Raw genomic sequence first — 13,440 nt, 5'->3', positions numbered from 1 at the left:
CTGATGCGCCGATATTACACCTCCAGGTAATCCTTCATCTCACCAGGGGTCGCTGCTGCGGCGCCGAGGCGCTCGTCGGCTCGGGTGATCAGATCCTCGTTCTCGATGGGTTCGCGTGCAGGCGCGCTATGACCTGCGCGCTGAGGTTTTTGGGGCGTCGAAGGCGACATGGATGCTGCCGATGCCGCAGGCGAGAAAGCCGCGGATCAGAATGTGTCCTCATCTGCGGAAACCATAAGGGCCAGCGGCCGATGGCCACGCATTCAGACCGAACACAAGACTTCGCCCGATCGAAACGCCCGCCCATCGCAACTCCCCTTGCAACGCGGGAGCCATCTACACAGGACGTTTTGTCTCCGAATCTTGTCGGGCATGCCGAAGATCGCCGTTGCCTCCCAAAATCGGTCACATATCGCACGCCGTTAAAGATGAGATGGGGTAATAAGCTACATTGAGCAGTCGCCGGAAGCCGACATTTTGCTTTGCGTCCTCCTCGGTCATTCAACGCCGCTGGATAAAGTTCCCAAAGACGACGTCTACCATTCTTCGTCGGCTGTAACCCTTTCTCGTGAGGCTGCGAACTACCAGAGCTCTGCCGGATTTTATTGTGTCCTTAGCTCCCGATGATTTAATTGTTTGATGAATGCTATTGTTTTTGAATGAATAACATTCAATAATTATTTATTATATAAAGAGGCTGGATCGTTGACGAGGCTGTAGGAAAACCTAAACAGCCAGATTCAGTCTATATCGATAGACATCACCTCGAAATAGACCTTCAACATATTCAATCATCACCGAATGCTGATTGTAGCTGTGCCGCTTTATCAACAAGCACGGCATCGGCGAGCCGAAGCCAAAAATCTCGCATTCCTCAGCCGTCGGCATTGTTGCCTCAACCGTCTGCTCGCAGCGCAGGAGGCGGCCCCCCTCATGTTGCGCGAGAAACGCGTACACTGAACCGGACAAGTCGCCGCTCTCAAGGTCAGGCACCGCCCTGATGTTGTACCAAGCAATCTCGCGTGACATCGGTACTCCGTCGCCAGAACGCACCCGGATGAGTCGCAAAAACGGCGATGTCGAAGGCAGCCCAAAAATCGAAGCGATCGACCGATCTTCAGTGACCACTCGCTCAAGGATGCGGGAGGACGGGATTTTTCCCAGCTCGCGCATTTCCTCTGTGAAGCCCTTGAGACGATCCATCCCGGGACGGACGGGCTCCGGCCGACGCCGGACGAGAAAGCCCGAGCGTCCACGTGGGACGAGAAGCTCGTCGTCGCGCAGTTCGGCATAGGCGCGCTGAACCGTGACCCGGCTGACGCCGAGGCTATCGGCAAACTGACGCTCGGCCGGCAAGATGACGCCGGGCGGCAACGAGCCCGACAGGATCAAATCACGCAGCTGCTCTTCGATCTGCCGATAAAGCGGCATGGCCGTGTCATCGCGCAGTCGCACGAGGGACAGCACCGAGGGGCGATCACCGATTGCGGCTTGAGGCCTCACATCGCCATCTGTCATCTGATTTCCGAATCGCACTTCCTGCCGCGCTCCGGTACTATAACCTACGCTGACCTGGATCCGAGCGCGACATGAAGATCTTCGTCGTTGGTAGCGTCGTCGTCGCCTGCTCCGTCAAAGTAACACGGCTGCCGCTCGCAGGTGAGTCTCTCAGTGGATCAACCTTCTTGGCGGAGCCCGGCGGCAAGGGGTTCAACCTCGCGCTCGCGGTGGGCCGGCTCGGCATCGGAGTCGACGGCATCTTCTCCGTGGGAGAAGATATGTTTTCATCCGTTATATCGTCCACCTTCGCGCAACTCGGTTTTTCATCTGAGATGCTCGTGTGTCGCGAGGGCTCGACAGGCGCAGGCGTCGCCTTCGTTGATCCGGCCGGAGAAAATTGTCTCGCCGTGTGCCTCGGAGCCAATCTCGCGCTTACGGCCGACGATATCCGCAGCTTCGCTCCGCGCCTGCTTCGATCGAACCTCGTCGCTGCAACGTTCGAAACGCCCGACGCGCCCATCGATGAAGCGTTCGCGCTCGCCCGAGCGCGTGGTATAACAACACTGCTTAATCCATCGCCCTTTCGCCCGATCGCGCCATCCATTCTGGCCAATACATCAATTCTCGTCGTCAACGCGGTGGAAGCGGCGGCACTTGGCATCAGCATTCCTGGCCTCAGCGCTGAGGCATTACAGCTAACACCCGCAATCGACAGGCTCCTCGCTGACGGCGTGGATCTTCTCATCGTCACCCTGGGGCATCGCGGTGCGGTCGCGTTCCGATCGCATGGTCCACCCCTTCATCAACCGGCCTTCGAAGTGGCAGCGGTCGACACCGTCGGAGCAGGTGACGCGTTCGCAGCCGGCCTGATCTCAGGACTGCTCGCAGGCAAGCCGCTCAACGAGGCGCTACGCAGCGCTGCAGCGTGCGGCGCACTCACCACGCTACAATTCGGCGCTTTCAACAGTTTCCCGACAGAGCTCTCGCTCGCAGCATTCATTGACCAGAATACCTCTGAGCAATGACGCGACATGTTTCGGCCGTCTGTCAACGGCTCGCCGAAGAGCCAGCGAACGTCGAGATCGATGCAACGATGCTCAACAGTTCTGACTGGCGATTGGTCCCCGTCTTGACGAAAATCGATCTGAGCTGGCTTCGCACGGTGCTGGCCTGAACGCCGGTATTCTCAGCATAGATCTGCAACCGTAATCCACCGGCGAGTGCTCGGAGCAGCCGCGCTTCAGCGGGGGTCAGATCGAACAGGACATGCAGCAGATCGTTATCCGGCGCCGGCGGTGCGCCGATCTTTTTCAAGATCAACTGCATCGCGGATGCATCAAAGACGTCGTCATCCGGCTTGGCGATGCGATGGACGTGGGCGACGAAGGCGCGATGATCGGAGATCGCGCGCACCGGTAACGTACATGCGACGCTGCGGCCATCGGCGACCCCGCTAATCGCTTCGTGCAGCAATTTGCTGTTTGAGAAATCCCTGAATAGCGATTCGGTGTTCTGACCAGACGCAATCCTTCCGTGGCTCGCCTGCAGGCATTCGTTGGTGATCAGGATTCGGCCAGATGCCGTCAAAATGGCGGCTGGAAGTCCGATATGGTCCAGCGTCGTCGTGGCGACCCGCGCGCGCTCGTAGCCATATTGTGCGCTCAGGTGACAGGCGCGAACCAGATGCGGCCTTAGGGCGTCCAGTCGGGAGAGAAGGCCTGTTCCGTAGGGGCCGCGTTCAGCTCGGCGTTCCGCGGTGACGATCGCGAGATCGCCATTGGGAACTTGAATGGCCGTGCCGGCCCGCCACGGGTGTTCGTTGCTGCTGCACATATCGCTGCCGCAGCAAATGAACGCGCTATCGACGTCTTGTATGAATTTCGTATGCGCGAGCATATGCAAGCGCGGATTGCGCCCTGAATTACGAAGGGCAGGCGAAGCAAGAGCGAAGTTGGGATGGCATGTTGGGGCCGTTGAAGCGACCCAACGAGCCGTGCCGACTTGCGGGAGCACGATCAGTGAGCTTCGATCGGACTCGGCATAATTGCAGAGCCATTGAATGGCATCGACCCAGAGCCTTGGTGAGCCCGCAGCCTCATAGATTCGGTCGATGAGCGATTCGAGCACCGTTCTGCCTCGTCTTTAAAGTGGTGGCTTCTCCCGATTAGGACCAATATCAGTCCAAAATTTGTAACGGCATCATCCGAATGAGGGATATGGATCCTCGGGCGAGCCATGCCGACCCGATCGGTCGGCTTCGAACCGCCCTGAAGCGAAGGATCAGCCAGGGCAAAAGGATCTGGTGATGAGGAGAGAAAAGGGGCCGAGTACAGGGCAGGTGACGCTAACGCCGCGTCAATCTAAGCCCTGAACCAGTCGGAGCCACGCGCGTGCAAATTGGCCGTCATGAGGCTTCGCAATGCCATGATCTTCTATGACCAGAATGCGTCCCAGGCATTCGTCCAGCTGCCTGTGACGACACCCCTAAGCTGCCGCGACTGGCTGAAGCCGACCGGTCGTCTGATGTGTTCTTAGATTCGCGCCACCGAAGAGGCCGCATGACCGGCCCGATAAAGGGCACGCTGGCCTTTAACCTGCTCGTGTCCCGATCAGCGGCACATATTGGAGGCAGCGCGCGATAGGTCCGAAGAGGCGGCCGCTGCCGCGCATCAATTGGGTGGCCGATAGGCTTCGGGAGGCAAGTCGCGGAAGAAGGTTTCGCCGGGCGCCTGACCTGGGGCCGGCTTGGGCGCGGTCCCGCTACCGCTCCCTTCCGTGATGTAGCGTTGGCTCCCCGGCTCTGGCAGGACGGGCGCAGGGGCCTGCGGGGTCGGCGTTACGATGTAGCGCTTCTGATCGGTCGCCACGCTCGGGGCACTTGGCGGAGGCGCGACAGGCGGCGCGACAGGCGTCTGCGGTCGTTCCACGACGGGCGTCTGTGGCGGCGGATTCTTGGCTTTCTGCGCCTCGGCGGCAGCCGGCCGGCTCGGGCGGCGGGCGGCCGTCTTGGGCGTGGTCCGAGGCGGTCGCCCGCGCACGACAGCCGGCGGGGGGCGAGTGCCTGGCAGGGTGATCCGGAGGCCCTCCACGGCGCGCATGAGGTCACCGAGGCTCGCCTCGGCGGTGCGGCACAGCCTGATCCGCAGGGAGATCGCACGACGCGCCAGCGGCTGCGCCTGGAACAGCGCGGGTGGCTGCGCGCCGGCGACGTCGCTGCGGCCGCCCTCAATCCATTGCCAGGCGTAGAGGCAGTCGGCACCCAGCGCGATTCCCACCGGACCGTAGGCGTTTCGAAGCGGTGGCCGCACGGTCATCGCCTGTCCCGGAAACCGGACGGCAATCTCCCCCGAGATCCCGAACGCGCTGGGCTTGGCCAGTCGCGGCGGGAAGGCGAGGAGCAGGTCGGCGGTCTCCTGGCGCAAGGCGATCTCGGCATGGTTGCGACCGTCGCCGCCGGCATAGCGCAGCCGCTGGTCGAAACCGTCGCGCTCCCGCGTCTCGATCACCGCGGTTAGGGCCCCGGCGCCCGGCATCGACAAGACCGGGACCGTCTGCGCATGCACTGCGGCGGGCAGGAGGAGCCCCGCCAGGGCGCAGTACCGGGCCACGTAGGTCGCCGCGCGCCTCACGGCGTGGTCCGCTCGGTCGAGGCGGAGGTGTCGTAGGCCGAGCGCGCCGGCAACTGGAACCGCTTGGCCTCCGAATTCTCGGGCCGTTGACGCTCCGCCTGCTGGTCCTGCCATAGGGTTCCGACAGCGGGCGGCGTCAGGAGTTCCGGCTTATCCACGCCGCGATAATCCGGCAGCAGGGCGTAGCCGAACCGCTCGTAGGGCATCGGACCCGCGCCGGGCACGCGTCGCGCCACCAGGGGCGGCGCCTGGGTCGCGGGCTCCTTGGTATAGGTCCCCGTGGGAACGGGCTCGGCCAGCGCCCGCGCGAGCCCCGGCGGGGGGTAGCGCAGCGCGTTCTCCATGGAAACCGCCAGAGGGAACTCGTTGCGCTGGACGGCGAGGGGTTTCGCATCCGCGGCGGCCGGCGGCAGGTCCGGCCGGGGCACCCGGTTGGCCGGAGGAGTCTCGGCCCGCGCCGCGGGAGCCCCAGGGCGCCCGGGCCCAGGCGTGGGGGGCGCGGGGTCGCAGGGCAGCGGCGATCCGACGGTCGTCTCGCGGAACACCAGGTCGACCACCTTGGGGAAGAGTCCGTCGTAACGGTTCACAACCTCCAGGAACGGCCGCTGCCGCTTCAGCCGCTGGAGCGTGAGGGCGTAGCCGAAGACGGTGCCCTCACTCGGCATCCAGGCGACGGCCCGTTGAAACCATTCCAGGGCCGTGTCGAACTGGCAGGAATTGTAGGCGTACCACGCGAGCCCCTGGGCGCCTTCGCCCGAGGTGGAGGCCGTCACGACTTGGGCATAGCGGGCGATGCGCGCGGGCTCGATCGCGGGCGGACGGGGCAGCGTCAACTTCTGCTCGAGGATGTCGATGTAGAGCAACTCGTTGCCGACGAACCGGTCGCGCCACGCGTAGGCGACCTCCTCGGCCTCGCGCGCCATGTCGAGCTGGCGCAGGGTCAGGGCGAGCCCGTGGGCGACCATGGCGTCACCGTTCCGGGCGATTGCCTGCTTGAACCATTCGAGCGCTTCGCGGAATTGGCGGCGCTTGTAGGCGTACCAGCCGAGCAGGCTGGTCTGGCTGGGATCGCCGCTCTTGCGGGCAACGGTCTGGAACGCCGCGAAATCGGCGGGGGTCGGGGTCTCGGCGCTCTCCTCATGCAGGAACGCGGCGATCCGCGCGCGCGTGATGTCGAGGCGGATCGCGTCGAACTCCGAGGTCCCGTTCGCGCTGCGGTGACCCATCTCGATCAGGCGCTCCGCCTGTGCCATGCGCAGATGCGCCATTGCCTTCTGGATGGTGGCGAGGCGCACGCCGGCATCGGCGCTGCCGTCGAGGATCGACTTGTAGAGCTCGAACGCCTCGTCGCCCGAACCGGAATCGCCCAGGGCGTCGGCGACCGTCCAGATGCTCTGCACGTCGAGCGGATCGAGGGCGCCGGGGTCGGTCCGGTAGAGATCGATGACTGCGGCGGCATCCTTGCCGGTGAGCGCCGTGATCCGGGACCTGAACTCGGCTCGGCGGAGCTTGCGGGCCAACTCCTCGGAGGGCTGCCACGCAGGATCGATCGAACGCCGCGCGGCGATCGCCGCGCGCAGGTCGTCGAAGCGTCCCGCGGTGAAGAGGTCCCAGAGGGGCGCCTCCTCGGGCGGGCTCGGCTGCAGCGCGTCAAGATCCGGCGGCTCGTTCCAGCCCGGATAGAGCCGCTTGAGACGGGCGATCTCGGCCTTCATCCGCGCCGTCTGCTTCTGGGCCGCGTAGTAGCGCAGAGCGCTCTCGTCGACCATGTCGTTCGTGCGGGACGTGGCCGGGTCGGCCAGGATCGCCGGCGCGCGCGGGCCGTCGCCGTAGACGATGCGCGGCTCGGCCCGCGTCGGCGCAGCGGAACTCTGCGGCGGGAGGCCGGATCGCGCGTCGACCTGCGCGGCGGCGGGCGAGGCGGCGAGCGCCAGCACCAGGAGACAGGGGGCGGCCGGTCGGAGTCGAGCCGGCGGAAGACCAGTCAGGACTTCAGGCATGACGGGTAGCGCATGCGGGCCGCAGTCAGGGCAAGGAGGCTCAGGGTCGCCGGATAATAGTTCTGGTTGCCGATATCGCCCCGCGCATCTTCCGGAAAGGGCGTGCCGTCGAGGGCACAGGCCACCAGGGCCGAAAGCCCCAAGTAGCCGGCCTCGGTGAGCCATTCGACCTTCCGCCCGTCGCCGGTGTCGACGATCGGCAGCCGTTCCCGGTCGGCGCCCGACCAAAGGGCCTGGAACGGTGCGAGGTCGTCGGGACGCACCAGTCCCGCCCAGACGAGGTAGAGCGGGATGCGGATGGCATTGTAGGAGAACAGAGGCGGGAAGCCGGTCGCAGGATGCGGAGCGTCCTTCGCGGAGATCCACTCGGTGGGCAGGTTGCTCGGACCGAAGCGGGACTGCCGCAGCAGGGCGAGGCCGCTGCGCGTCAGGGCCGCCCAGTCGTATTCCGGCGCCACGAGGGCGAGGCGCGGGAAGGCGGGGAAGATCCAGTAGGAGAGATTGATCAGCGGACCGTCCGGGCGCTCCCGGGCCGAGAAGCCCGAGACCGCGGGGAGCAACAGTGCCCCGTGCGGATCCCGGAACAGGATGGTCTTGCGCCCGAACTCGATGGCGATCCGGCGGGCTGCGGTGCGGTAGCTCGGCTCGTTCCAAGCCTCGGCCGCCTCGGTGAGCGCCCAGGCGACGAGGATGTCGCCGTCGGTGGCGTTGTTCATGTCGCCCACCGCCGGCCGCTTGTCGGGAGACCAGCGCCACGCCAGCAATTCGTCGCCGCGGACCATCAGGTTGGCCCGGGTCCAGCCCCAGATCCGCTCGAAGCTGATTCTGTCGCCCGCCGCCACGGCGAGCAGCATACCGTATCCTTGGCCTTCGCTGTGGCTGATCTGACCGTTGGCCGTGTCCACCACACGGCCCTGATCGGTGATGAACCGGGAGCGGTAGGCCCGCCACGCGGTATCGTTGCCGAGCTTGCCGACGAGGCCAGGGCTAGCCGCCTTGCCGGCCTGAGCGGGCTGCGTGCCGGGTTGCGCCGTGCTCGGTGGTACGACGGGCTCGTCCTGGGCGGAGGCCGCCGCGGGCAGCATCGTCGCGACAACGAGGGCGGCGGCGAGGGAAGCGCGGTCGCGGCGGCTCATGAGTTCCTCCTGCCGACGTTGCGCACGAGGCTCGTGGTGGCGAGGCCGAGGCAGAGGGCCATCGCGAGGGTCATGCCGACGTAGTACTCCGTGTTGACCGACAGCCACGCCGCGGACACGAGGCGCAGGTTCGCCAGGGATCGCGGCTGCGTCTCGACGATCTCGATCCGCTCGGGCCGGGACGTCATGAGCGTCCCGTTCGACGCGTCGAGGAAGGCGGCGCTGCCGCCGAGCTTCGCCCAGACCACGGGATCGACGAGGCAGGAGACGGACGCCTTCAGCAGCGACGTGTTCGGCGCGGTGACGATCACGGTGTTGCTCGACTGAACCGGCTGCCCCTCGGCGATCAGCAGCGAGGCCGTGGCGGGGACCTCGACCGTCGCGTCCGACTTCACCTGCGCCGACACTGTCTGGCGCAGGGATCGCATCGTGTTGGTAATCTCGTTCCAGACGGAGTCCAGGGCGGCCCAGATCTGGCGTGAGCCGCGAGTCGATGCCTCCCAGCGGTCGATGAGCTCACGGTCCGACGAGGAACCCGGAGCGGTGGCCGGGGCCGATGGCGGGGAGGGCGCGGCGCTCGCCTCGTTCTGGGACGCCTGCGCCTGCTGGGGCTGGACGGGCTGCGCCGGGCGCACCTGCGGGACCAGGGTCGGCAGGGCGCAGCGCATCGGCAGGTTGCGTCTCAGGCGATCGAGGGTGAGCACGCCCTCGGGGCCGAACTGGCCCGGGGTGGCGACCATGTCGGCGCGGCCCTCCCAGACCCGCTGGATCTGCTGCGGATCGAAGCCGACCGATTCCAGGAGCGCCGGATCGAGGGCGCGGGCGGGCGCGACCACGAGTTGGCTCGTATCGGAAGCCACCTGTTGCTGGGTCACCACCTCGAAATCTATGACCCGCTCGGATGCCATCGCCAGACGGGCAGCCAGGGTCGCGGCAGCATCGGCGCTGTCGCGGTCCGGAGTCGGCAGCACGAGACGCGGACGCTGCGCCGGGACGACAAACGGGACGGCGCCGCCTTTGATCGCCGCGAGGTCGGGACTGCGCGCCGCCCGAGCGAAATGCGGGATCTCGATCCGCGAGCGGTCGAGGAACAGGAAGCGCGCCTGCTTGGCCGCCGGGCTCAGCGTGTCGCAGGTCTGGTCGGCGGCGTTCGGCAACTGCGCCGAGATCTCGACGTGATTCACCCCCGGGCGCCACAGGCTGAAGGGCAGGGGGATCGCGCTGTCGTCGAACACCTCACCGCGCCCGTCTGGGAGCGGGACGCTCGCCGCATTGCGTCCGTTGATATCGATGACGATGCGGGCGTCCGGCGAGAGTCCGGCGACGTAAGCCCCGGCCAGGTGCAGCATGACCTTGCCGTAATCGGCCGGGACGAAATCCCCGGGGAAGCGGAGGTCGAAGCCGACATGGAGCAGGCGGCCCGAGAATTCGCGGGACGCCGCGCCGAGGCGGTCGAGCGTCAGGCTCTCGCCGCCATGCACCATGTAACCGCGGAAGAGCTGAACAGCCTTGAGTCCGTCCGGCGTCCCCGTGTCGGCCGGAACGGCGAGGTTGATGATCGCCTGACGGACGTCCTCATCGCGGGCTCCCGTGACCACCAGGGTCGGCGGCGTGTTCGGCCGCGTCGGCAGCATGGCGAGGCGGGGCCCAGTGGTCGGGCCGAGCTCGGAGACCCCTTCGAAACCTGCGATCTCGGAGGCGGTGCCGACGACGAGGTTGATGCCGTTGCGGCCCTGCAGGAGGGGCCCGAACGTCACGGTCGGCCGGGCGACCCGCCCCACGAGTGAGAGGGCCTGCACGGCTCCGATCATCCGTTCCAGCCGCGCCAGGTTCGGGCGCTCGTTCAGGATGACCTGGATCGGCAGGGCGCCGCTCTCGTCGGGCTCCGCGGCAGCGAGGGACCGGACGTCCATGTCGGTGGCCGTTCCGACCACGAGACCGGATCGCGACGGGTCGATCTGCGTCCACAATTCGTAGGTCGCGCTGACCGAGCAGTCGACGCGGTGGCGTTGGCTGGCGGTGAAGGTCACGGCATTGTAGCCGGGCTTCAGCACACCGTCGGCAATGGCGAACTCCACCACCTTCACGGCGCCGGGCGCCTGGATACGGGTCCAGCCGACCTTCGTGCCGTTCACGAAGGCGTCGAGTTCGGAAGTCTCCGGCGCCACCGAGATTGCCGACAGATACGAGAGGCGCAGCCGTGCCGGTCCCCGCGTCTGCGCCTCGGTGAGGTAGACCGGGTAGCGCAGGGAATCCTCTTCCCCGGTCAGGCGGAAGCCGCGCGGGCCGGACGGAAGCCGGCGCGCCGGCGCGATGGTCGACTGGATCACCGCGCGTGGCACCGTCTGCGGCGCGGCGGCCCGCGGCGGCTCGGGCGGTCGCGGCGTCGATCTCTGCTCCGCCGCCGCCGCGTCCGGCCGGCGCGCGGGTCTTGCCCCATCCTCGGACGGCGCACGCAGGGCATTGCCGCTGGGCGGGACCGTCAGCCGCTCCGCCGGGCCCGAGCCCAGGAAGCTCTGGGCCAGCGCCGGGACGCTCGCGAGACCGAGCAACAGCCCCAGCACGGGGAGGTGCAGCCGGGCGCCCATCGCCGTCACGCCGCGCTCGTGCGCCGGCCGCGAAGCTCGGCCAGGGTGCGCTCGTTTTCGTAGTCCATCATCAGGCGGACCCAGTCGTCCCCGCTCTCCGCGTCGGAGGGTTTGGATGCCATGGAAAGGGATGGCACCGCACCGGTCGTCGCCGGGCCCGGGACAGACGGCGCCGGGGCGAACACCCCGATCGGCGCGTCGTAGACCGGTGCCTCCTCGATCTCGACGGGCCGCGGCTGTCGGCTGGCGAGGAGGTAGCGCAGGGCGCGGAACGGCTCGACCAGGCCCCACCACGCGAATTGCAGCGTGCCGGTTGGGATGTCCTTGTGCCGCCGCCGCCGCAGCTGGAATCGCCGCATCGCCTCGGCGTCGCCGTACATGAGGCCTGCGAGCGCCGTGTAGTCGTGGATGGCCAGCGTGCCGAAGTTCACCCGCATGACGAGTTCCCGGCCGTCGCGCGTCGCCTGGTCCAGATGGACCGGCAGCGGCGCGGTCCGGCGTGCGCCGGCCGTCGGCTCGACGCTGAGCGTTCCCTGCAGGGACGGGCGGGTGAGTCCCTGATCGAGGGCGCCGCTGAGGAGGCGCAGGGTGCAGCCCTCGGCGGAGACACGCTCGATCGAGACGTCGACGCTGTGCCCGGAGAGAGTGAGGACGCCGCGGCGGTCGATCACCAGCGATGGCGTGCGTTCGAGCTGGCGCCGCTCGGCGCAGACCCCGAGGGAGGCGCCTGCGGTCAGCAGATTGAAGAAGTTCCACAGCCCGACGACCAGCATCAGGTTGGTCACGCCGGGCTCATACAGGTAGCGCCACGCCGCGACGGCACAGCCGAGCATCAGGAGCAGATAAATCAGGAAGAACGGCAGGGCGAGCGACGAGATATGATCGTGGTCGAGAGTCGCGCCCTTGTTGGTGACGTTGAAGGTCGGCTTGCGCGGCGAAGCGATGACGGAGACGATCGCCTTAACCAAGTAGACGCCCTGGATGTACTCGTAGAGTTCCGACACGAACGGCCAGCGGAACTTGCCGTAGACGTAGTTCTGGATCATCAGATTGATGATGATGTAGGTCAGCGTATAGGCGATCGACTCATCCACGCTGGCCACGAAGATCTTCAGGTCGAAGAAGATGTGCAGCAGCGGCGCGAACATGAAGATCAGCCGCGGAACCGGGAAGAACCAGAAGGCCATGCTGGAGAGGTAGGCGATCTTCTGGATCGGCTTGAGGCCCCTCTGGAAGATCGGGTTCTTCAGGAGCAGGATCTGGAACATCCCCTGGCACCAGCGGGAACGCTGGCCGATGAAGTCCGTCAGCGTGTCCGGCTGCAGGCCGGCGATCAGCGGCTTGTCGACGTAGGCGCTGGTCCAGTTGCGCGAGTGCAGCTCGAAGGCGGTCTCGCAATCCTCCGTGATGGTGATGCCCGAGAAGCCGCCGGCCTCGTCGAGGGCGGTGCGGCGCAGCAGGGCCGCCGAGCCGCAGAAGAACGAGCCGTTCCACTTGTCGAGGCCGCGCTGCGTCACCGCATAGAACATCTCGTTCTCGGAGGGCATGCGCTCGAAGGTTCGCAGGTTGCGCTCGACCGGGTCTGGGTTGAGGAACGCGTGCGGCGTCTGCACGAGGAACAGGCGCGGGTCCTGCGCGAAATAGCCGACGGTCTCGGTCAGGAACGAGCGGAACGGGACGTGGTCGGCGTCGAGCACCGCCACGAGGTCGCCCCGGGCATGGGCGAGGCCGTTGTTCAGGTTGCCTGCCTTCGCGTGCTCGTTGCGGGCGCGGGTGAGATAGCGGGCGCCGAGCTCGTCGCACAGCGCCTTCAGCTCGCTCCGGCGGGCGCGCGCCGCCGCGGCCTTGGCGGAGTCGGCATCGCTGCATTTCTGGTCGGTGCCGCCGTCGTCGAGCAACCACACAGTGAGCTTGTCGGGCGGGTAGTTCAGCTGCCGCGCCGCCGCCAGGGTCATGGCGAGGATCGTGGCGTCCTCGTTGTAGCTCGGCACGAACACGTCGACTGCGGGCAGGTCGGCGGCCGGGGCGGCCGGTGGCGGGTCACGCCGCAGCGGGTCCGCGTTGATGATCAGGCTGACGAACAGGATGAAGACGCAGTAGAGCTCCGCCACCAGCAGGATCAGGCCGAACCCGAAGCTGACCGGATCGCCCGGCGAGGGCAGGGTGTTGGTGAGCCGCCACAGGATGTAGCGCAGCACCACGAGGCTGCCGAGCGCCATGAAGACGAACCGCGTCCGGGGCCCGTCGAACACGGCCCACAGCACGATCATCACCGCCATGGCGGCGAGGCTCATGGCGAGCTGGGCCTGCGTCCCGACCGGCTGGCTGAGCAGGGCGAGGCTGGCAACTGTCGCCCCAACCCAGGCCAGCCAACGCAACGCCTGCCTCACGCTACAGCCTCCCGGGCCAAAAATCCCTCGGATCGAGGTGCAACGGCTCTACGACCGGGTTTGTACAGCGATGATGGTCAATGAACAAATCCCTTCGTAATATCCGAGCCGTTTCACTTGATCGGAAATTACGGTTAACTTAGGAATGTGGGCTGCCCAGACGACGGACGGCGCCGTGAAGTCGATCTGTCTGCAAG

The 13,440-nt window shown here is 66.5% G+C and carries 8 protein-coding genes; 1 reads left to right on the top strand and 7 read right to left on the bottom strand.

All coding sequences use genetic code 11. The features are described from left to right. Positions 1 to 726: 726 nt before the first annotated feature. Complete coding sequence (locus tag AC3WSN_RS16855; protein WP_492539456.1) at positions 727 to 1,518, bottom strand: GntR family transcriptional regulator; 792 nt, start codon at positions 1,516 to 1,518, stop codon at positions 727 to 729. A 71-nt stretch (positions 1,519 to 1,589) separates the two neighbouring features. Here AC3WSN_RS16855 and AC3WSN_RS16850 point away from each other — a divergent pair, with 71 nt between their 5' ends. After that, on the top strand, positions 1,590 to 2,525 hold the full coding sequence (locus tag AC3WSN_RS16850; RefSeq protein WP_492539454.1) for a ribokinase: 936 nt from the start codon (positions 1,590 to 1,592) through the stop codon (positions 2,523 to 2,525). A gap of 22 nt (positions 2,526 to 2,547) precedes the next feature. On the opposite strand, the gene AC3WSN_RS16845 is transcribed toward AC3WSN_RS16850, so the two are convergent. The 6 genes from AC3WSN_RS16845 to bcsA form a co-directional block, all read right to left on the bottom strand. Further along, positions 2,548 to 3,627: a helix-turn-helix transcriptional regulator gene (locus AC3WSN_RS16845; protein WP_492539453.1), complete on the bottom strand. Its 1,080-nt coding sequence runs from the start codon at positions 3,625 to 3,627 to the stop codon at positions 2,548 to 2,550. Positions 3,628 to 4,169: 542 nt separating this feature from the next. Continuing rightward, a complete protein-coding gene (bcsN, locus tag AC3WSN_RS16840) occupies positions 4,170 to 5,129 on the bottom strand; it encodes a cellulose biosynthesis protein BcsN (protein WP_492539452.1) in 960 nt (319 codons plus the stop codon). Then, positions 5,126 to 7,129: a hypothetical protein gene (locus AC3WSN_RS16835; RefSeq protein WP_492539450.1), complete on the bottom strand. Its 2,004-nt coding sequence runs from the start codon at positions 7,127 to 7,129 to the stop codon at positions 5,126 to 5,128. The genes bcsN and AC3WSN_RS16835 overlap by 4 nt, the downstream gene beginning before the upstream one ends. Further along, complete coding sequence (locus AC3WSN_RS16830) at positions 7,114 to 8,265, bottom strand: family 8 glycosyl hydrolase (RefSeq protein ID WP_492539448.1); 1,152 nt, start codon at positions 8,263 to 8,265, stop codon at positions 7,114 to 7,116. Before AC3WSN_RS16830 ends, AC3WSN_RS16835 begins: the two co-directional genes overlap by 16 nt. Continuing rightward, positions 8,262 to 10,853 carry a cellulose biosynthesis cyclic di-GMP-binding regulatory protein BcsB gene (locus AC3WSN_RS16825; RefSeq protein WP_492543139.1) on the bottom strand — a complete coding sequence of 864 codons (2,592 nt, stop codon included), beginning with the start codon at positions 10,851 to 10,853 and terminating at the stop codon, positions 8,262 to 8,264. The genes AC3WSN_RS16830 and AC3WSN_RS16825 overlap by 4 nt, the downstream gene beginning before the upstream one ends. A 5-nt stretch (positions 10,854 to 10,858) precedes the next feature. After that, the gene (gene bcsA / locus AC3WSN_RS16820) at positions 10,859 to 13,243 is read right to left on the bottom strand and encodes a UDP-forming cellulose synthase catalytic subunit (RefSeq protein WP_492539446.1); all 2,385 of its coding nucleotides are present in this window, start codon (positions 13,241 to 13,243) and stop codon (positions 10,859 to 10,861) included. Positions 13,244 to 13,440: the final 197 nt, after the last annotated feature.

The organism is Methylobacterium sp. FW102-HT35C08, assembly GCF_058790235.1.
The sequence above is the reverse complement of the archived record's forward strand: the minus strand, read 5'-3'. Positions and strand labels throughout refer to the sequence as shown.